Below are 21957 nucleotides of genomic sequence, written 5' to 3' on the forward strand. Positions count from 1 at the left end.
GCATTAAATGCCAGACCGAGAAAGTGTTTAGGGTATAAACAGCCTGCTGTTGTATTCAATAAATTACGCAAAGTACGTAAAGCAGCTTAATTTAGCGAGTGGTGCACTTCGGAGTTGAATTCGCGCTAACTTCCTTTGGAAGTTGATCACCACCACTACCACCAGACACGTTTTTAAGAGTATCATAACAAACAATTATTTTAAGCTGTTTACGTATATTCTTAGCCATCAAAATATTCTTAAGGTTACAAGTCAAATAAATTAAATAAAACACATATGCCTAATATATCGAACCACAATAGCACAGGTAAAAGCGGGGTTAATTTGGTTTTTGTACAACATTATTTATGAATAAGGCGGTCACAGCGTGTTGTCTTTTTTACGCGCACGGATCGGCCGCTCACCAATTGACTCTTTTAATTCCAAAAAGGGTTGCCACCAACTGTGCTTAATTAGCCCAGCCTGCTTTAACCAAATACCTACGTACTTATGATCGACAGTCTCAGTAATTGAATTTTCTAGGGTCCAGTAATGATTTTTAGAGATACCGACTAGATCAGCCATTTGAGCCTGCGTCAAACGCATCCACTTTCGGAGTCTCCATAAATCATCCCCTGTGAATTGGTACTTCAAAAGGCTCTCCAGTATATAAAAACCACTACTAGCGTTCCAATGCTTACACTCAGCACACCTTCAGCTCAATAAATAGGATAACATTTAAGCTAACTCTAATTAACATAGGTAGATTAACATAACTGAATCTATCTCTGTAGCCTTATTTATCTGAACTAGAGGACATACTATATGTCTCAAAGAGGTCAGCAACTGCTCACACTCTTCGTTCTAAAAAACACAAGACCAAAGAAAACAGGTTTACCATGTACGCGTCGAAGAATACACGTAACATAAGTAAATGGAAAGCCCAACACTATGTTTCAATTAAAAAAGTTCAAAAATCATGGATTCTTTAACTTTTTTTCATATAGGCTTCCACTTGCTACCAACTGGTGCGCCAAACCGAGATGTAGCGCTCTAGTTGGTGAAATAAAACAACTCTGAGAAAGGAGTACAATCTCTATGTATAAATCAGATTATCTTAATACATCAAGTATGCTAACAAGTCTCGCTGGTCAGCACGCTACCCTAAAGGTTAACAACCACCACAACGTGTTTCCTATCTCGACCATTAAACGTGACAGCCAATCACAGCTTGACTCTAGTTTACAGCACACGAATGTGACTTATACACGAGCCTTAAAAGGTCTTATTCAGGAGCGCTTTTTAAAAGACTATGAGGCGCTATTATTCAATATATTAACCGCGTTTAATGGCGCTCCTAACATTGTTAACACACGTTACAAAGTAGCGCTTGTGACAAACCATGAACAACATCTGAGTGAGTTTGTGTGCGATCAGCATGGTCTCGCTTCATCTGCCATTATTTTACTTTATAAAGATAATGCACAGGGAAACATAGTACCCATAGCAAAGTGGCTACCAGAGAATGATTTGCAAAATCACTTTTTGAAAAAAGTAGCGCAAACATTTATCCGACATTATCAACCATCTGTCGGTAAAAAAGGCCAAGCGATAGTCAGAAACTGCCTCGCTTTTAATATCGGATTATAATAAAAAACAGCAGAGAAAAGCCCTTGTTGAGCCGCTCTCTGTTATACCTGTTAACATCAAGGTCGACACCAAACACAATTATTATTCACTGACATAATAAAGCTGAAACAGGTGATCCTTGGCAACAACTATTGTACAATATAAATTACTATCCTTATTCAACGCAGTAAGCTAGCATACAGACGAATTAATTCACACAGTTGGTTTTCCAGCACCTAATGAGACTTGATAAGTATGTTGAAAATTGAAGGTCAATACGAGTTAAACCTCGAAATTGGCGGTGTATCTTTGGCCGATTCTCAAGGTAACCTAGATATCCAAGAAATTGAGATGATAGAGACCGTAGGTACCGCCTTACCAACAATCAGCGCAACGCTGATCTGTCGTGATAAAAAAGTCAGGGCTTTGTTTCACGAAGGTAATAGACTCAATGTCATGTTTCGTCGCAACGAAGATGACAGTGATGGGGTTGTGACGTCATTTCAAGTCACTAACGTCATGGTAAAGCGCATTGCGAGCCACTACCTTATTAAATTTACCGGAATTTATGCGGCAATGTCCTATTTGGCAGAGCATCGCCAAAGGGCGCTAAAAGAAAAATCGGCAATAGAAGCAATTACCACGATTGCCAACACGCATTTCAAAAAGGTAGATAGCAATCTCGCTAAGTCACAAGACCGACAAGTTTGGTTGCAACCAAATGATACCGATAAAAAATTTATTTCTGACATCTGGCTTCATGCTAACTTACCAGACTCTATGCTCATGCTTGCTCCTTGTACCAACGGAGATTTTCGTATTCGAGATTTAAAAACCTTGGTCAGCAAAGCACAGCCTAATTGGGCGTTTTTACCAAACGTGAAGGACAATGCAGACGACAAAAACATTTGGTATAGCGGTGAATATACAATCAATACCAATAGTGGTTTTATCAACCATTGGTTAGGTTATGGCAATCGAGTAGACATCACTGATAGGGACTTGGGTGAATACGAGGAGTTACTCGAAATGCCTACTCCAAAGCTCACCAAATCAAATTTATTTCCGCGACGCTCAGATATCGATGGTAGGCGCGGCACACCGCAATGGCTGAACGACAATGTGCACCCCAAATACTGGCATGCACATCAACAAAACATCACATCGCTGGCGCTATTTAGTACCGTCACCGTAACGCTTTCGTATTCTGATCAACTACATCCACAGATGCGCGTACTGGATCTTGTCTCTTTCTTAGAGCCAGACAGCACCAATGCTGCCACTGACGAGACCCACACAGGTTTATATATTATCAGTAAACTAAGTCGCAAATTTGCCAACAATCACATCGTCACGACCGTTGAGCTTAGCCGTGAAACTCATGAAGATATTGCTGGAGAGATACGCTGATGGGGCTAATAAAACAATCTGATTGGCTACGTCCGAGAAATGCCCTTCAACGCCAATACGAAGGGACTGTGGTTGATGTAAAAGACCCCAGAATGTTAGGTAGAGTCAAAGTTTCTATTGAAGGCCTCATGGATAGCAAGTTTATCGATATCGATGATTTACCTTGGTGCTATCCTCAATTACCCGCACACCTTGGCAATAATGCGTTTGGCAGCAGCATGTATGTACCAGAGCTACACTCTACGGTATTAGTTGAATTTCCAGAAAAGAGTATCTACCACCCGGTATACCGTTGGCGCGTCAGTAACCGCCAAACGCGCCCAACGGATTTTCAAAGCGAGTATCCTCACCGATATGGCGAAGCAGATGCTCATGGCAATAAATCTATTACCAGTCACGCACCAGGTCTATCATTTAAGGAGTCGCGTCAGCAAGATGGCAGTCAGACATTTAACGATAATGAACGCAGTGTCACTTTACTCAGCGATCCACATGGCACCTTAGTTGAGTTTGATAGAGAAAACCAAAAGCTTTATGCAAGCTTTGCGGGGGTTGAACTCACTATAACTAAAAGCGGTATCTTTCTTAATACACCTTCTTTGATGATCAACAGTGCGGATGCTATTTCATTGCTAGCAAGCAACGGAGTGGATGTCGCAACGGCACAAAATGGCATTGGTTTTGAAAATATAATCAATCAAATCATAGGTCAAGGCAATCCAAAAGGAGATAAATCATGACACATCCCAACAGAATACTGCATCGTAAGGATGTAGAAGCGGGTGTCATTGACAACAATCCCTACCCTGCCGATCTCAAGCCTGCACAGCTTGAAACAGGTAACGCCATTGATCATCTGACAACAGGAATATTTAACGAACAACAAAGCTCAGCTCCCATATTTGCAACTGAGCGTTCACTTAAATACCCAACTTTCAGTTTGCACGGTAAAGCCGGTAATTTAAATATAGATAAAGACGGCACCTATCAACTCAATGGTTGTACAATACAATCATTAAATTATGAAACGCCGGCAACTATTATTTTGCGTAATAGCTCTATTGCCGCTATTCAAGGGAAAATGAAAAACCAAAGTCCTGATGCAAAGATCCGCTTTATTTTCATTGATAGCACATTAGAAAACATCAAAGACAGCGAGCACTTTTTTATCAGTTTAAATGGCCTGTCTAGTTGGAACGGCAACATGTCTAAATGCCGCTTTGGGGCCGTCACTATGTTACAAACTAAGGATTGGATCACAGAGCATAATGTATTGGATTGTGAGCACATTACCATGAGCTTTTCCATGGGACCTCATGCCAAAGTACTGCCTGTGGGGACATTTTTTGCCAAAAACTCAAAACACTGTCGCTTTCAATTCCATGGTACTGACCTCACTATGAACAATAGCCAAGCGATATTGTTCAACAACTGTAGCCATATATTATCCCAACATCATGGCGCAAAGATAAATGCGGGTGCAACTGTTGCCAAGTCCGCCAACCAAGTTGCCATTACACTGCATTCAAGTAATTTAGAAGTCGATAAATGGCTCTTTAAAGATCTGCAAGGTCCAGTGTTGTCGGCGATCAATTCTACTATCAAAGTTAACTCATCAGCCGATAGTGGCATCATGTCAGGCTGTGACGATAGCAAAGTGTATATCGGTCACAACACGCAATGCAGCGCCAGTAATGTGTTATCGGGTAAAAACGGAGTGTTGCAGGTGCAGCATGCTTCGATAAAAGCGACCCAAAGCATTATCGATGGGACAGCCTGTAAAGTAGAGCTACACAATGCCAATTTGGAAGCTTCAGGGAGCGACACTGCAATCATATTATCCAACAACAGTTCCTTGTTGAGTTACAATAGCGACGTAAAAAGCCAAAAAGTAGCGTACACAATAACAGAGAGCATTGTGCGCATTGACGGCGGTAAAGTGCAAGGTGACACCAATGCCCTAAACCTAACCAAGTGCTCAAGCGCGCTATCGATGGTAAATATAACCAGCTCAGATACTGATATTTTACTCAACCAAGGCAGCTTGAACATAGAGGGCGGATCTTTAAGCCAGTCATTAACCGCATCCAAAACCTCCTCGTTAACAATGAGTGGTGTCAACGTAGGAAAAAACATTAGCGTTGCTGATGGTGCAAACACTACTTTACAAGGTAATACCGTGGGCGGCGATCTCACTATCAGTGGTGGCCACTATCAAGGTTCTGGCAATATTTTTTCAGGTAAAGGTAGCGTTTCTGCAGCGATGGGCACTATCGGTAAAGATAAATTCGGTAAGGCACTGTCTCTCAAGGGTGTCCACATGCTCAGTGAAGTCAACGCAGCTAATGTGAGTAATACCGGATTTATGCTACTTGAAGGTGGCAGCGGCTCATCGAGTCTTGCTAAAACCAAACGGGGCTGGCACGTAACAGGCTCGATGGACTGGGTCATAGATAAAGATCTCTTTATGAACGTGGGTAAGAACCTCGATTATCGCATAGCACAAAATGCAAACTATAAAGTTGGCAAAAATCTTAGCTACAAAACAGGCAAAACAGAAACACACAATGCAGGCACACAAATCGCATTGAAGGCACCAAAAATTACTGAGAACTAATGAAATGAGGATTTATCCTCCCTTCTCACTATTGTACAATATATAATTAAGCTGCTCATACGCGAGCAAAATCGATGTTAGCATAATTACGCTTTTTAAATGAGACTTGAGAAACGACTATGACGGATCAGCTACCTGATGGCATCAGCCAGCGCTTAAATGAGCTAAGCACACAAGTGTTGAACGCCCATCCAGATTTACAAACGCTTTGTGACATCAGTATTGTCAACACACGACAGCAGCTCATCGCAGATATTAATACAATCAGCAACGACATGAAGTCGCAAATGCGCCAATTGGGCACATTTTACACTGCCATGAGCACCAATGGACGCGCGGTAGAGGTATCCAATGACGAATTTCTTTATCAAACGATTGGCGGAATGAGCCGCTTATTTGCTTCAATTGCCAACGGGGAGTATTTCGAGCCACTACGGGCGCCGCTTTTCGAACTTACCCAACTGTCTGATTGTAATGCTATTGCTTCGCAGCTCGCGAACATTCGTAATACTTTGTATTCATTAAAAAATATCGCTCAAGAGCTGCTCTATTTTGCAAAAATAGTCAATGAGTTGCTGTCAACCGCCATGCAGCATTTAGCGCAACTAATGATGGAAATAGGCCAGCTCACGGAGCCTAATTCTCCATTTGAGCACTGCTTCACTGCTGTGGCCACCTACAGTCAAGACATAAAGCAAAATTATTTTAATATTCAGCAACTCCAAGCAGGACTTGAAGACGGTTCAATTGACGATGAAGACATTGGACTCTGGGCCACCAATAAGGCAAGACATGCCTCTCAACTCTCAGAGCGATTGATTGAATCAAAGCAAGCGCTTAGTGGGCCTGCACAGCAAAAACTAGAGACCGAGATTGAACGCTTTGTCGCTAACAACTCGGTGCAGCCTAACGAGCCAATCCCGTCAGTGGACTTTTCATCTCATAGCTGGCGCGCTTTGCGTGGTGAATGGCAGTGGCTCGGCGAAAACGAAGTGGTGCTGAGTGATTCGAGCTACTATCGGCGCGGATACTATTTGTATAATGATATTAACGATCCAGATTGGCGAGGGAGTTTAACCGTGCATCTAAAAAGCACGGCGCTGCATCGATACGCTGCCGGTTTTTGCCTAGGCTATGACCATGAGGAACAACTGATCAGTATTGTTAAAAGAGGCATTGGCGGCGTAATGAGTGTGGCTGTTGATCAAGTCACCTTCAACACACCAACCGACTACGTACCTTTGGAAGATAATAGCAGCGGCCAATCGTTTCAAACTTGGTCAGAAATAGAAGGAGTAGAGCTGAAACTCATCAGCGATGACTCAGGCTTCAGCGTGCTGGCAAGAGAGGTAAACACTGACACACCGTGGGATCAACTCCATTTTGACAGAGCCGAGTTTGCAGAGCTTGAGCTTGGCTTAATTACATTTGGCCAAGAAATTCAGTTTGAGTTGATTTCCAGAGTAGACGCTCAGTGATTATTGTACAATATTATTAACTTTCCGCTACGAGAGGTTTATTATGGTATTACCAGCACTAAACAACGCGCGACTAGGTGACAGGTGGGTTGGCATTTGTGTATGTCACCCAACCCCCATTCCAATGACAGGGACAATTTTACGCCGAGGCGCAAAGACCGTCATTGCACAGGGTAAACCAAAAGCACGGTTCGGCGATATTACCTCATCTTCATGTGGTCACAAGGGCGTTATTGTCACAGCGTCAGGGTTTACTAGGGCTGAGAAAAAAAATGATGCTCGGATCACTGACTTGGTGACAGGGTGTAATATTGGCGTCATAGTGTCAGGTGCCAGTAAAGTCAAAACGGCCTAGATAAACGCGCCAATCAGATAAATTGTACAATGTGCTTCTAATGAGACTAGATATTGGAGTTTTTAAATGGCGTTATATAGTGACGTTAATCAATGTGATATGTTTACTGAACATCTCGTCTCTGACGAAGAGTCCGTACAGCAAGCATTAAATAACCTATTTAATACACGTCTCGGTGAGCGCGTATTCCATCCAGAATACGGGATGGATATTGAACATCTATTGTTTGAAATAATGGATGACGAGATTGCTTTTAATATTCAACACAGGCTGAATAATGCCATCACCCAGTTTGAACCACGCGTCGTTATCATGTCTTTAAACGTGGAGATGATACCTGACGAGCATATTTACTCTGTGAACTTACTTTATAGTATCAAAGGCTTAGGTGATAGAACCTTTACCTTCACAAAAAAACTGCAGACCAAAGATTAATACGAGGTAATGCCCCATGTCACAAGACTTGATCCAGCCTGACTCGTTCAGCTACGAACAAATACTGAACGATCTCACCGGCAAATTAGAAGAAAAATACTCCGAAACCGATGGTGCTTGGCGCGACTTTTACAAATTTGGTACCGGGCAAATTATTCTAGAATTACTCTCTGCAGTCGGTTCATTTACCACATATTCTGCACTTGCAAATCGACGAGAAGCATACCTACACGAAACTCATTTAGAAAGCTCAGCTCGCGCAATCGCGGGGCCTCTTGGCTACTCTGCATATCGTGGTAGCAACGTGAGCCTGCGTTTATCCATTTACACCTCAAGTGTCACCACTATCAAAAAGTTCGACAAAGTCGGTGAATACGAAGATGAGTCTGGCGTATATGATTTACTCTCATTGGGAGATTATACGATTTCTCCGCCAAACAGTGAAAATGCACTACCGACACAAATCGATGTTGCCATTGGACAACTTGCCACAACATCTATCATATTGCCTACCTCTAAACCGCAAGTATTTAGATTTACAGAAGAAAATGTCAGCGAGCACTTTGAATTAAAGCTCAACAATAAAGCCGTGCCGCACAGTGAAGATGTCATAGATCTGATCAATGGCAAATATGTTTGTATCACCAACACGGTGGGTTCCATTGATGTAATGGCTATTAATGACTACCTAGCAGATACCGATAAGTTCAGGGCCGGATATGAATTGTCACTACTGTATATTCAACTGCATGAAAACAAGCGCGTGCAGTTGACCAATATTAACCTAGAAGTCGGCACGTTAGAGAACGTGGCGATCGCGAGTCGCTATCAAGCTCCAGATACCGTCGGCGAGATACAGGTAAAAGGCCCGCTTCGCCACGAAACCGGGCGTGTGATAAGAGGCCGTCACGACTATATGAAGCGCATCACTGAAGTGCTCCCAAATGCCATAGATGTACGAGCTAAAGATTTAGATTCAGCAAAGCAAATGATCGCCTACATTATTGACACCGAGCAGCCTCTCACCGAAGCAGAAAAAGAAAACGTAATAGCACAGGTCGCACCGGAAGAAAATCGCCCGATGGGTGTAACACCGCCAGTATTGGTAAGTGGTCGTGTTGTAGAAGTGATCTTAGAAGTACAGATCATCCCTAAAAAAGGTAATCAACTCCCCTCTTCGATTGATATCGATGTGCTCCAATCTTTGGCTCAATTTGAAAACCGCTTAGGTCTAAAGCTAGATTCTTTTGACGTAGAAAGTGCCATTCTAGCTGATCTCCCTTACGCCAAGGCCGTGCGCATAGAGGTGCTCCCAGCCCCCGATATCAGCGATGAAGAACTGGAGCAATGGCAACCACTTAACATTGCTTGGAGTGAGTATTTCAAATTCATGCCACGTGTGTCGCTATATGACTCAAGTAAAAGCTTTGAAGCGACTTCAGGTCCCGCTCAGCGTTAGTGCATATGGAGAGTGAGATGCAAAATTCTTTTATTGATATTCAAGGGTTAGTACCGGAAAAGCTGCGAAATAAGCCGCTATTTAAAGACGTGATCGACGCCCTAGAACATATCTATTTTGAGCGGACAAACAATGTTCAAGAACATTTGGAAGCAATTAGGGATAAGTACGCCACTTACTTAGTGCTAGCCAAACAACCTGCCTCAGACATATTTCAAATCACAGGTTACCCAAACGACACCATCATTGAACCCAGTGTGTACATGGATGAACCGCTGATTAAACGACAAGTCGCTGAATTGAGTTTTGGCACAGGTACACATCAATTCATCGCACAAGCACTATCACTAGAGCCCATCAGCCACATCGTTGCCGATGAGGCAGTCGAATACATCAAGCAAATTACACCGTTACAACGCAACATGAAAGAGGGCTATTTCGAAGAAAATGCCCTATATGAAATAAAGTGTGCTGCACCTGTACGTTTTGAGTATTTGGGTTTGTCTCATGGCCATCCAGTTCCAATTGATTCCATCAAATGCGAGACACTGGGCTTAGTATACCAATTCAACGACTTACGAAACTCCGATTTGTATGCGTTAGAACCGGGTTTTAAGTACCGAATTCAATCAGCTGCCGAAGGGTTTGAGTGGGTTATTCAAGGCAAAAAATACACCCAAGAAGACCTTGACCTAAGTCGCAACCGAAACAGTCAAATTATTTCTGAGTTCGGGTATCAATATCTCACCGATGCGTTGAACATGAGTCCTCTAGATGTAGCACTGGTGCGCTCATTTTTAACGGCCATTCACCAGCTAAAAGGCTCCAGAAAAGGGGTTGAGCTGATGCTCGATTTGCTTGAGCTTAAAGAATACGTACAACTGTTTGAGTGGTGGGAAGATGATCCGACAGGCGAAACCGCTGATGAAATGACCTATCGCGTGGAAGTCGATCTGACCAAAAGCAACGATAAGTTGACAGGCAATGCACTGCAAGCACTGAGACTCTTTTTGCGTCAATACGTTTACCCAGTGATGAGTGACTTTGCACTACTCATCAATTTTGTTGATGAAAAACTACGCACCGCATACAACATTCTACCTCATCAAACCCTCGATGGGACAGTACAATCACCACTGGTGTTGGGGGTGCATTATCGCGCAAATCATACGCTCGAAGGAAGTGTCGCCTCTCCAGTGATGCTAGATGTCAGAGGTCTATTGGAGCGTGAGTACTTAGCCACCATGACGAGTATTGTACAAGAGTATACTTGCTCAGTAAGTACAGAAATTAACACAGCCGTCAACGTGCTCACAGACCGAGAAATTCCAGGTGCCACATCAACAAGCGTGTTGTTTGGCATGGCAGGTGTCGGACTCAGTCAATTTTATGGCTACACTGTCAGCCCTATCGTTACCAGTGTGGTTGGCTTGGTTCATCAAGATTTGCTTGGCTACACGAAAGAAAGAGAACAGGAGCAAACCCTTACAGTCACACTTAATGCCAACATCGTAGGCACAAAAGGCATAGTAGCACAGACACTTAGAAGCTCTTTACCTTCACCTTTAATGTGCATGATAGTCGGACAATTGGACCGAGAGTTTTCGGGTAACATACACAGTGTGCCGCCAGACTAGCCGAATCATGTATTGTGAATGAATAAAAAGCATCAGAATTAACATGTTAGATTCTATGGTACGTACATAAAATCATGACGATAACACATGGTAGCACTGAGACAAATTCGCTAATTGGTTTGAAGCAAGAGTAACAGTCTATATTCTTTTTTCACTCCTTTTCGCTTTACGCTAGCGCCACATTGTACAACAGTGGTAGTATTAACACAGACTTATGTCTTGAGACTTGTAGGTGGCCTATCCCAAACGCCACCAAAATGAAAATTGAGGGGATTATTCCATGGCTATAACAGGCATTGTGACCAATAAAGGTCTTGCCGAAGCTGTAAAGGCATCATCGAACCAGGGCTGGTCGATTTTCCCAACACGGTTTGGTATTTCGGCACAAGACGGGGAGTTGAGTGCAAAGCGAACTGATACAAATGTCACTTGGTATGACGCACACATCACAGATCAAACTGTGGTTTCTGAAAATACCATTCAGTTTGTTTGTACAATACCTCCACAGGTAACCGAAACAGATCAGCACATCAAAGAGATTTACCTGTTCGGTGAAAATCCAGACGAAGGGTCGGAGTTTTTGCTGGCGATCGGTCACCCAAGCGATAACGTCACTTATTTTAAAGATGGCTCTATCACGCTGCGCATGCACGTCACGCTTGCCAATATTCAAGCATCACAAGTATTTGAATTTAAATACACAGGCCATCGCTCGATTGAAGAACATAACACCGATGCAACCGCTCACCAAGAATTATTCGGCACGCTCACCGATCAAATTAAAGCGCTGGGTGAAACTATCCTAGTGGATGGTCAGCTTGCCAGTGGTGGCTCTATGTATATTGATCGTGCAACAGGACGATGCAAAGTAGATTCAGCGCGTTTTTACCACAAGGGCGTACTTTACACGGTGCCTGCGGGCGAAGTTATCATACCTTTGAGTGGCGTGATGGGAGTGGGTGTTTGGCTCTCAACCGATACAGACACACAAGAGAAAACGCTAAAATGGGGCACTCGCCATCAAAGCGCTGGCACACGTTACTATGAAATTCATGTTGTCGAAGATGGTTATCTCAAAACGGTTGTAAAAGGTGAAATTGTACAAGAGCCAGTGTCTAGCGCCATTGTTCGTTATGACAGAGATGCTAATGGCTCTTATGTGGTCAATGGTCTAAAAGCAACAATAACCGAAACCGACGATAGTTCTTATGTTATTCAAGTTTCTGAAGGCAAAGCCCATATCGACGGCACAGAAATAAAACAACATAAAACCGTTGAGATAAAAGAGTACTTTGACCCTGATACCGCGCCGGTTGCTGCCGAGCGACATACATTTAAGCCTGATGCTAAGGGAATTATGGGTGTATCTCTTTTTGAGCAACCCGTTGCAACTGATAAGCCTATTAGGGTTGATTACACCAAACAGCAAGTATTCCGAGTGCTAAGAGGCCAATTTAGCGCTACACGTGACTTTGTTGTAGAAAACCCTACTAAAATAATCGCCGTATATGGTGACGGCCGACAATACCGTGAAGGCGTACACTTTGACATATCTGGATCTTTTATAGACTGGTCTAGAAGTGGAACTCAAGCGCCTACGATGGATGCGCACTATTTCATCGAAGTCCAATTTACCAAAACAGAAACAGTGCCCACCAACGACATCAGTGCAGCCGGTTTTACATTGCAAGATGCGGTCGAAGATTCCCATTTCTTAGTCAGTTATGAAACGCTGCTACCAAGAAAAGACTTGGTTATCTTAAATCGCACAGGGCAAATAGAACGCGTTAAAGGCAAAGGGGACACTCGTTCATTGACTACCCCAGCAGTACCGGCCGGCGCCCTACAGCTTGCTGAAATTCGCCACCATTGGACTGCGGGAGTTAACCCTCAGATCGAAGACTCAGGCGTGGTGGCACTCAAAGCGTCCGAATTAAACGAAATGCGCAACCATATTTCACAACTGTTTGATATGTTGGCTGTTGAGCGCGTTGAACGCCTTGCGAACTCGGACGATCCACGTACTACAAAAGGTATGTTTGTTGACCCATTCATCAGCGATGACTATCGTGATGGTGGCGCTACACAAACCGCAATGGTCGATGCACAGAACCAAGAGCTCACCTTGGCATTTGATGTCAATACCATAGATACCAAGTCAATCAGCCAAGAAGATGCACCACAGGGTCTAGCCTGCTTACCGTATACTTTAAAAGAAATTGTCTCTCAAAATGCCAGTACAGGGGCCATGAAGGTCAATCCATATGCGGCATTTGACCCAATTCCACCGAAGCTGACAATTTCTCCGGCGATCGATAATTGGACAGTACAAACAAACCTAAGAACTTCCATTAGCCGTACCGTCATTGCGTCGCGTCAACGTATGCGCGCCTCTGATTTCAGACAGCGTTTTGGTAGTGGTAGTGTTGCCACAGTCACTAATTCTCGAAATGTGAGCTCATCCACGACCATGCGTGTAGAAGATTTGCCTAACTTACGTAGTCTGCGCGTTAGCTTTGACCTGCAAGGCTTTAAGCCAGGTGAAGCGGTAAGAAATATTCGCTTTGGGAGCAAAGATGTAACAGATTCTGTTGGTGAATACGGCCTCCCAGCGGTTGACAAAACACTGCTAATTGGCGACAACAGACGATTAGATACACGCCCACTGTTTGAAGGCGCACAGCATGCAATCCTTAACTGGGAGCGCAGCAACCCTTCTACTAATGGGCAAGTTGGTAATGAAAGTTCTGCGTGGTCTGTATCGAACGGCCATCTTCAATATCGATTTAATTCAACCTCTTGGGCAATGCTGCTTTCAACCAATACATTTGATAACTTTGATGTAACCGCCCGTTTCACAGGCCTTGATAACGACAATGACCGCATGGGTATCGTTATTGCTCGGATCAAAGTTGACGGTAAAGAGCATACCCTCAGTGCTGTTCGAAACCAAGACAAAGGCGAGAACGATTTGCGCTGGGCCATTATTAAAGATTATCGCTCAGCCGATGCCACTGAGATTTCTCGCTCAAAAAATACCGATGTGCGTAACAATAATGGGGCGGCTTGGTCAGCATTCCCTGAAGGGATGTTAGTCCGCGTGCGCCGTCAAGGTGACATCATTGAATGTTGGACTAGCGAGGCTGGAGAAAGTGAGCTAAAAGCGTCATCTAAATATCTGATTGATTTAAGTAAGGACTCCCGCCTAGCGGTATTTAGACGTCCTTGTTCATGGGGTCTGGGTTCATTTAGCCAACAAAACCGTGCTGAGGTTATCAGCCACACAAACCATGGCAACTTAGGCTAATAAAGAGAGAATGAGACATGTCTAACACATTGATAGCAGATCACAACGGGGCTGTACGCGGCTCATTCCAAATTCCATCAAATGTGCCCGCGGGTACCTATGATGTAACAGTGGAAGGTAACAAAAATAGCAGCGCAGCGACGACCTTTACCGGACACGGGCAAGCTGAGGTTACCCAAGTACAAGATGTGATCACCACATCACTAACACAAATTACGCGCTACGACCCATTAGCACAAACATTTACTTTTGATCGTACATTGTATCTAGCCGCAGCCGATGTCTGGTTTACCAAAATAGGTGAAACCGCACTAACTGTGGACATACGCACGACAGAAAACGGCATTCCGACACAAACTGTATTACGTCGCACACGTGTTGAAGCTCATACGATCACCACACAAAACAACACTGCAACACGCATTACCTTTGACCCCGTGCTGTTAGAGCGTGGTGTTGAATACTGTATTGTGCTGATGTCTGATGATCCGAACTATGAAGTTGAAGTGGCCACATTAGGCGACTATGACGAAAGAGCTGACGCATGGGTAACAGCGCAACCATTTCAAATTGGTGTGCTATTGAGCTCAAGTAATGCCGTGACTTGGACGCCGCATCAAAAAACTGACCTACGTTTTACGCTGCATGAAGCTGAGTTTACCTCAACCACAAGAAACTATAACTTGGGCGAGTTTGATTTGTATGAAGCAGATCTGGTGCAAACACAGTTTAACGCCATGCGCCAAGATGCAGAAACCGACGTTAACCTCGTGATGACCTTGCCGAGCAATCGTGAAGTGCGCTTGAAAGAAGGCTCATTAATCACCCTAGGCGAGAAGGTAACAGGTCGTGCGAAGGTCAAGGTGGAGCTATCAGGCACCAAAGGTAAAACTCCACAAGTTCTGGCACCGATTACTATGGTGGGTGCTGGTGTAAAAGAAAAAGGTATTTATATCACCCGTCACATCAGCTTAGGCGAGCATGTCGATGTTCGTGTTGGATTTGATGCTGCGACAGGCCTTGACTCAAAAGTGACAGCGTACTACTCAACGGGTTCACAATGGCTGGAACTGCCATTAGTAGAGCAAATGTCGCTGGGCGGTGGTTTTAGCGAGCGACGCTACGAATTAAATGATATCTCGGGTGAAACTATACGCATTAAGCTAGAACTTGAAGGTACCGCAAATGATGTACCGCGCGTACGCCCTTTACGTGTGACCGTAGTTTAACTCACACACATCCGAATGAGACTTGTATAAAGGAAAATTGAAATGGCAGTTATTGGCGTCATAACGAACGAAGGTCTATCAAAGACGATTAACGCAGCCAACCAACAAGGTTGGAACATTAACCCAACACATTTTGCTATCAGTGCAACAAAAGGTGATTTAAATTCGTCACGCGATGGCGAGTCTACCAACGAAACTTGGTATGAAGCCCCCATAACATCACGACGTGTGATCAGTGAAAACTCTATCGAATTCGTCTGTAATATTCCTCCGAATGCAACTACAGAAGATATGGATATCGGTGAAGTTTATCTTTATGGTAGCGTCAGCGAAGACGATAACATTCCAGCTGAAGAACCGTTTCTACTGGCGCTTGGTCAACCTTCAAACGCCTTAACGTATTATTTTGAAGGCTCAATTTCACTGCGCCTTGTGGTAACACTAACCAACATTAATATCTCAGAGTTATTTGAGTTTAAATATGAAAATACACTCGATATTGATGACCATAACATGGATGCCGACGCCCACCCTAAATTAATCTCTGCTATTGCCCAGTGGGTTAAGGGTCTAGGTAACGCGCTACTACGTAACGGCCAATTACTCTCTGGCGGTTCATTGCATGTGTCACAGCCGATTGGCGATGATATTAAGCTACGCGCCGATGCTGCTGCAATCTATATCAACGGTGCCGTGCTATACGTGCCGCAAACTGCTGAGCCAATTTCAGCGAGCCACAATGCTACCTTTAAATTTGGTGTCTGGGTTGATAATTCAGGCGCAGAGAATGTCGGTGGCTCAGAGCTTACTTCTCCAGACGCGTCAGTCAAGTGGGGACTCGATTATGCGCAAGATAATGTGGGCGACTTCTACCCTGTCTATACGGTTTCTAACGGTAAACTACTGGAAGAGGAAGCACTACTATCCGATGAAGCCAAAGAGTTAGTCGCACAAATTGTGCGCTATGATGTGGATGCCCATGGTGATTATGCTGTAAATGGCCTTGATGTGCGCTTACATGAGTTCAATACCGATGTAGATGGTGATCTCACCGACCCACTGAAAGATTCAACAACATTTGTTATCTCAAGTGGTCGTGCCCATGTCGGCGGCAGAGAAATTGATTTACGCCACGATAAACGTAGCCGCTTCAAAAACAATGCAGTTACTTACCTGACGCAAGGTGAAAGAATAGCTTTTCACCCAAACAATGATCCCGATAAGAATACAAACCGACTAGACCTAGACTTTGGTCCTGTATATCAAATTGAAGTTGTTTATGGTGAAGTGAGTTTACGCAACAAAAAAATAATCCGTACTACTGAAGGTATTGACCAGCTTGGTGTAAGTGCTGTTACTTCAATTGAAAAGATATACATTGGTTCTGGCGAAAGCGAAGTTATCTTTGAAGAAGGTACACATTGGGACTTTCTAGGTAACCAAGAAAGTAACTCGACGATAAAATGGCGTTCTGTTGACGGTGTTCCTGGTCCTCAGGATTCGTATTATGTTGACCTAAATCACAATGAAGAGATCACCCATGCAGTGAGTATTTCCGGTGACCGTAAAGCAATAGAGATCCAAAAATCATTTACAACTGATGAAACTCCAGATGGCCTCGAAACAAGCCTAGTGCCTGGTACAGAAGTTCAGATCGACTACCAATGGCGCGTACCTAGAATCGACCGTTTGTATTTAAACAAAGATGGTGAGTTGATAATGAAACGTGGTGTATCATCACCTTTCGCCAAACCAGCATCTCCAGCGCTGCCTGACAACGTGCTATCTCTTGCTGAAATTTATCACACTTGGTGGGAAGAACCTGATGTTAAGCGTGATGGTGTAAAAGTAGTACATATGAGCGATCTAAATAAGATGCAGCAAAGTATTGTTGACTTATACGATTTGGTGTCATTAGAGCGCTTAAAAAATGATACAAGTCGCCAAGCACCATCAGCCACTCATGGATTATTCGTTGATCCTATGCTGGATGACGACATGCGTGACCGAGGTCTAGAATCGAATCTAACAAGCAATAAAGTGGATGGTATTGAACAAATAGCACAAATAAATCCTGCTCGTGAAGAGCTTGTGCTGCCTATTAATATGAAACCAAACTCTTTAAATACATCTAAAGAAACCAAACCATGGACTCTTGATTATCAGCATACGGTACTCATTGATAAGGGACGTCCTGTCGAGCAGGTTGAAAAAACGGGGAGTATGAAGGTAAACCCTTACTCGGCGTTTAAACCTATTCCGGCAAAAATGACGCTTATCCCTGCCGTTGATATTTGGACAGAAAGTAAAATAGAACTAAAAGATGGTCCGCCGCTTAATAGTACTGTTGTAAACCATGGGGTATATGGCTTTAAGTTTAGAGGTAATGTAACTTCACAAAAAGTAGGCTCAACTTCTCGTGCCGCTGAGTTTTTACGGGAGCTGGACGTCGAATTTACACTAGAAGGCATGTTGGAAGGGGAAGGAATTCAAGCCTTAACCTTTGATGGTGACGTATTGCCAGTCGTCTCTATTGATGGCAGTACCCCGACGATTGCAGACGCTTCTGGCGTACTCAAAGGTAAGTTTAAGATCCCAAAAGAGACGTACCCTGCAGGTCGAAAAGCAGTAACAGTGAAAGGCACAGGTATTGGTGGCAGCGAGCCAACTGAAGCAGAAGCGTCATTCACGGGTAAGGGCACCATTACAACAGAGGAGTGGCAAACTAAGTTCTCTGGAGGTTTCCAACGCTGGGATCCATTAGCGCAAACCTTCACACTTAATGAGAGCCACTTTATCTCAGGGGTCGATATTAAAATTACTAAACGCGGTGCTAAGCAACTCGTGCTGCAATTACGTAATACGACTGTTGGTATTCCAGATAAAACATTAGCTGAAGTGCGGGTAAATGCTGACGAGTTAATTGAATACGACAGTGGACTTTATGCTTCTAAAGAAGATCCCCTGATCGATGGTAAACCGCAATCTTATAGCAAACCTGAGGATTATGGCTGGACACGCCTGACTTTTGACCCAACTTATATTGAAGCGGGCCAGGAGTATGCTTTTGTTGTATTAACCGATGATGCTGACCACGAAATGGCGATTGCAGAGCTAGGCGGTGTCAACGAGAAGCAAAAAGTGATCACGGAGCAAGCTTACCAAATTGGTGTCATGTTATCGTCATCCAACGCAACAACTTGGACGCCACACCAAAAAGCAGATTTAACATTCCGCTTACTCAGAGCTGAATTTACCTCTTTAGAAAAAGAGATTAATTTTGGCGAGTTCGAAGTTGAAAAATTGTCTGATTTAATGGTAGCAGGTGGTGCAATTCGCCCTTCTGATAAATCAAACATTAAGATCAACTTTACGACGGAAGAGAATGTCACCTACGAACTCGACGAGAATGTGCCGTTCCGCTTGCCTAACTCATTTACGGGTAAAGTTAATGTTTCTGCGCGTTTATCGTCAGACAGTCACTATAGATCACCATTAATGTGGCCAGAAGCGCTGATGATGATTGGCTCACAAGCATCTAAAGCCCTCTACTGTACACGTACCTTTATGACTGGCGCTGCCGAGTCAACGTTGCGAGTTACCTTTGAAGGCCAATTTAAAGGTGATGCAAGCGTACAAGTATTTTACGCTGTGGATCCAAGTGCCAGTAACATCACTTGGATTGAAATGACATCCCCTGATGAAAAAGCGCTTGGTATAGACAGAACTGAGTATACCTACACGAAAGAGAACTTTGAGCATACCTCAACGCAAATAAAGTTAGTACTTAATGGCTCGGCACTTAACCGACCGGTAGTATCAAACTTACGTGCAATGGCTTTCTAATATAAAGCCCCGAGCAACGCAACAACTGGGGCGTCTCACTGAGTGAGCGCCCCTTTTTGTCTAGAAGCCACAACGTGAAACACAGAGGCCTGTCATGGCATTATTGAACGACTTTAAAATCCTCAAGGGCGGCGGTGGCGGTGGTGCCGCATATCGTCGTGAAGATATACTCACCTCAGGAGTCATAGCGCCAAAACAGTTTGAAAGCCTAAGCGTCAAAATGGGCCAATCAATCACGCTCACCAAGCTTGAGGTCAGCGCGCCATGCTTGATCAGGATATTTGGTAAAAAAGACTTTTCAGACCCAAATCCTTTTGAGTTTTTAGCTTACCCAAGTTACTTAAGTTATGAGGGCGCGGTATGGGACACACTCGGCACTGTCTGGGGTAATAACCGCTACCCGACACTCATCAACAAAGATGAGTTCCCAAATAACAAACTCTATTGGCACATCGCCAACCCCAGTGACGACCCGATACAGATCACGGTTGACTTTGGTTGGTTAGTTTTAGAGGAATAACGCATGTTTTATATTGACATACAAAGAGAAACAGAGCGCCGTTACTCAGCTGAAAAATTCATGCCCTTTAAGCACCGTACCGAACAAACAGGAAAACAGGGCGGTGTATATGATGTCTTAGATTCATATATGTTTGCAGCGATAAAAAAGCTGCCGATGGCCGGTACGTATTTAATCGTTGAAGATGAGGGCAACCCGCCATTAATTTCATACCGCTTGTATGGCCATACCGAGTATTGGTGGATGCTAATGACCTACAACAGCCTCGTTAGCCCCATGCAACTCAAAGCGGGTGTTAGTATAAAGTATCCCATACTTTCAGAATTAGAAGCTTTATACGCAAAGCTAGCAGCGCGAGAACGTCACCCTAACGTTAAAAAAGTTGCAGCATCGACACCGCAAACCACAGGAAAAATTGGTGATCCTGATTCGCTCAACCATATTATTCCAAGTGGTAATGGCAATACCAACGCCATGTTACTTAGAGCGTACGCAAGTTTTGCAGCCCAAAAGTACGATCTCGCTTATGCTATCATTGATGATTTTCAAACAACCGAGGGGATCAATATTGATAGTTCTTCTGGTATTGATCACACCCCCTATAAGGTTGATATGTCTGCTGGGGGACGCCGTGCGCCGGTTTTGACGACGGTAACCCATCATTTGCTTGATGCTGCAAACGGGAACGCAGTTCATATCGCAATGCTACCCGACACTGAAGGCCTGAACATCGAATACAGTTTAGATGGCGGCACAACTTGGGAAGCGTTTAACAAAGGCGTTATTTTCACCAAGGGCGGTGATCATATTACCCTGAGGTTTATCTATAACCCTAGTGCTGGGGCGTCAATGAAACGTGCTTTCAACGGATATGTTATTGTACATAATTAGTAATGTATTGGGAGGCAGTACAAAAGCCTTCATACTGCAATAAATATGCAATTCTAGGTATTTTTCAGCAGTGACTATCGCCTTAGAATTAGCTAAAATTGTACAATAGTAGAGAATGAGACTTGTAAGTTGGATATCATTTAAAGATGACCATACATAGAAAGACGATAACTGTTCCCGTTAAAACAGGCAGTCGCGATCACCGTCATAGTAACCTAGATGTGTTAGACAGTTTTCGTACGGATCAATACGGAACATTAAAATTCAACAGTAAGACATTGGTTGATAAAGAATTTTTAGAGAGTTCATTACGTAAAAGAGAGCTGTTGCAGCGGCCTTATGTCGTCGTCAGCTATTCAACTCACTTGTCACTGATTTCAGGTTTACCTTATTTAAACCTACTCACCTTTAAAGAGGGTAATGAAGTAAACGGGCAAGAAAGCCATAATTGTACAATAAGACCATATGATGCGGTCATGCATATTAATCAAAGTAACGCAGAGCTGGTCACCAATAGTGTAAACATCACCAGTGACAGTCAACCAGATGGAAAAGCCCATCAACTTTTGATTACGACCATCCCATCGTATGAAGATCAAATTGTAAAAGTGTCTCTTGATAACACTGACAGTTGGTATGTCGTTGCTCAAGACACGCCAATTGACATACCCAATGGTGCAAGTTCGTTACGAGCAAAACTATCGATGCCTCAAAGCAAAGACCCCGCAGATACAGAACGTCCGATCTACGGTATCTACATTCTGTATCGATGAGATTTGAAGGCGTTCAAACCACCGCCAGATGTTAGAGCAGTGGTGTAACGCGAGCATCCAAAAGTGCACGCTAGAGACTACGGCCCATGGTGATGGTAAACGCGAATGCTAGCTGTGAGTGAGACAAATAGCGAAAATGATTAATTAGGAGTTTGATATGGTGATCTCAACACACCGTTTAGGGCTAGCTGCGTTCATGAAAATGCAAGGTTGTAGCCTAGAAAAATTTGAAAATCGTCGTTTTTTCTTTGCAACAGAAAAAACACTGACCGATTGGGAAATCGAATATAGCAATTCTTGCTGTTATCGACATGACCTTGAGCTTTGTGAACTACGTAAGCTCTACCCTACAAGCCCTCGAGGTTAAGTAAGTAGGCGCTGGAAAGGTGGCA

Annotated in this window: 17 protein-coding genes; 16 read left to right on the forward strand and 1 reads right to left on the reverse strand. The window is 43.7% G+C overall.

Annotated features, from left to right (window positions below; translation table 11 throughout):
- Positions 1-360: 360 nt before the first annotated feature.
- Positions 361-633 carry a helix-turn-helix domain-containing protein gene (locus F9Y84_RS11165; protein WP_147390428.1) on the reverse strand — a complete coding sequence of 91 codons (273 nt, stop codon included), beginning with the start codon at positions 631-633 and terminating at the stop codon, positions 361-363.
- Between the two features lie 444 nt (positions 634-1077).
- Between F9Y84_RS11165 and F9Y84_RS11170 the strand changes: the two genes are divergently transcribed.
- The 16 genes from F9Y84_RS11170 to F9Y84_RS11245 all read left to right on the forward strand — a co-directional run bounded on the left by F9Y84_RS11170 (position 1078) and on the right by F9Y84_RS11245 (position 21932).
- Entirely contained in the window at positions 1078-1629 is a 552-nt protein-coding gene (locus F9Y84_RS11170; protein WP_125251882.1) for a hypothetical protein, read from the forward strand.
- Positions 1630-1863: 234 nt separating this feature from the next.
- The gene (locus tag F9Y84_RS11175; protein ID WP_147390429.1) at positions 1864-3018 is read left to right on the forward strand and encodes a hypothetical protein; all 1155 of its coding nucleotides are present in this window, start codon (positions 1864-1866) and stop codon (positions 3016-3018) included.
- On the forward strand, positions 3018-3758 hold the full coding sequence (locus F9Y84_RS11180) for a phage baseplate assembly protein V (protein ID WP_147390430.1): 741 nt from the start codon (positions 3018-3020) through the stop codon (positions 3756-3758). The genes F9Y84_RS11175 and F9Y84_RS11180 overlap by 1 nt, the downstream gene beginning before the upstream one ends.
- Positions 3755-5635, forward strand: a complete 1881-nt coding sequence (locus F9Y84_RS11185) for a hypothetical protein (protein WP_147390431.1) — start codon at positions 3755-3757, stop codon at positions 5633-5635. Before F9Y84_RS11180 ends, F9Y84_RS11185 begins: the two co-directional genes overlap by 4 nt.
- Positions 5636-5754: 119 nt before the next feature.
- A complete protein-coding gene (locus F9Y84_RS11190; protein ID WP_147390432.1) occupies positions 5755-7113 on the forward strand; it encodes a hypothetical protein in 1359 nt (452 codons plus the stop codon).
- A gap of 43 nt (positions 7114-7156) precedes the next feature.
- Entirely contained in the window at positions 7157-7468 is a 312-nt protein-coding gene (locus F9Y84_RS11195; protein ID WP_125251877.1) for a PAAR domain-containing protein, read from the forward strand.
- 66 nt (positions 7469-7534) lie between these two features.
- Complete coding sequence (locus tag F9Y84_RS11200; protein WP_125251876.1) at positions 7535-7903, forward strand: GPW/gp25 family protein; 369 nt, start codon at positions 7535-7537, stop codon at positions 7901-7903.
- 16 nt (positions 7904-7919) lie between these two features.
- Positions 7920-9362, forward strand: a complete 1443-nt coding sequence (locus tag F9Y84_RS11205) for a hypothetical protein (RefSeq protein ID WP_147390433.1) — start codon at positions 7920-7922, stop codon at positions 9360-9362.
- Between the two features lie 17 nt (positions 9363-9379).
- Positions 9380-10999 (forward strand): phage tail protein, encoded by a 1620-nt coding sequence (locus F9Y84_RS11210; RefSeq protein WP_147390434.1) that lies wholly within the window; start codon positions 9380-9382, stop codon positions 10997-10999.
- Positions 11000-11279: 280 nt separating this feature from the next.
- A complete protein-coding gene (locus F9Y84_RS11215) occupies positions 11280-14306 on the forward strand; it encodes a DUF4815 domain-containing protein (protein ID WP_147390435.1) in 3027 nt (1008 codons plus the stop codon).
- Between the two features lie 17 nt (positions 14307-14323).
- A complete protein-coding gene (locus tag F9Y84_RS11220) occupies positions 14324-15535 on the forward strand; it encodes a hypothetical protein (protein WP_147390436.1) in 1212 nt (403 codons plus the stop codon).
- A gap of 42 nt (positions 15536-15577) precedes the next feature.
- Entirely contained in the window at positions 15578-19381 is a 3804-nt protein-coding gene (locus F9Y84_RS11225; RefSeq protein WP_147390437.1) for a DUF4815 domain-containing protein, read from the forward strand.
- A 94-nt stretch (positions 19382-19475) separates the two neighbouring features.
- Positions 19476-19901, forward strand: coding sequence for a hypothetical protein (locus F9Y84_RS11230; protein ID WP_147390438.1), 426 nt, complete (start codon positions 19476-19478; stop codon positions 19899-19901).
- 3 nt (positions 19902-19904) lie between these two features.
- Positions 19905-20792, forward strand: coding sequence for a hypothetical protein (locus tag F9Y84_RS11235; protein ID WP_125251869.1), 888 nt, complete (start codon positions 19905-19907; stop codon positions 20790-20792).
- Between the two features lie 146 nt (positions 20793-20938).
- Positions 20939-21565, forward strand: a complete 627-nt coding sequence (locus tag F9Y84_RS11240) for a hypothetical protein (protein WP_147390439.1) — start codon at positions 20939-20941, stop codon at positions 21563-21565.
- A 157-nt stretch (positions 21566-21722) separates the two neighbouring features.
- Positions 21723-21932 (forward strand): hypothetical protein, encoded by a 210-nt coding sequence (locus tag F9Y84_RS11245; protein WP_125251867.1) that lies wholly within the window; start codon positions 21723-21725, stop codon positions 21930-21932.
- The last annotated feature ends 25 nt before the right edge of the window (positions 21933-21957 follow it).

Source organism: Pseudoalteromonas peptidolytica (assembly GCF_012641745.1).
Lineage (GTDB): Bacteria > Pseudomonadota > Gammaproteobacteria > Enterobacterales > Alteromonadaceae > Pseudoalteromonas > Pseudoalteromonas peptidolytica.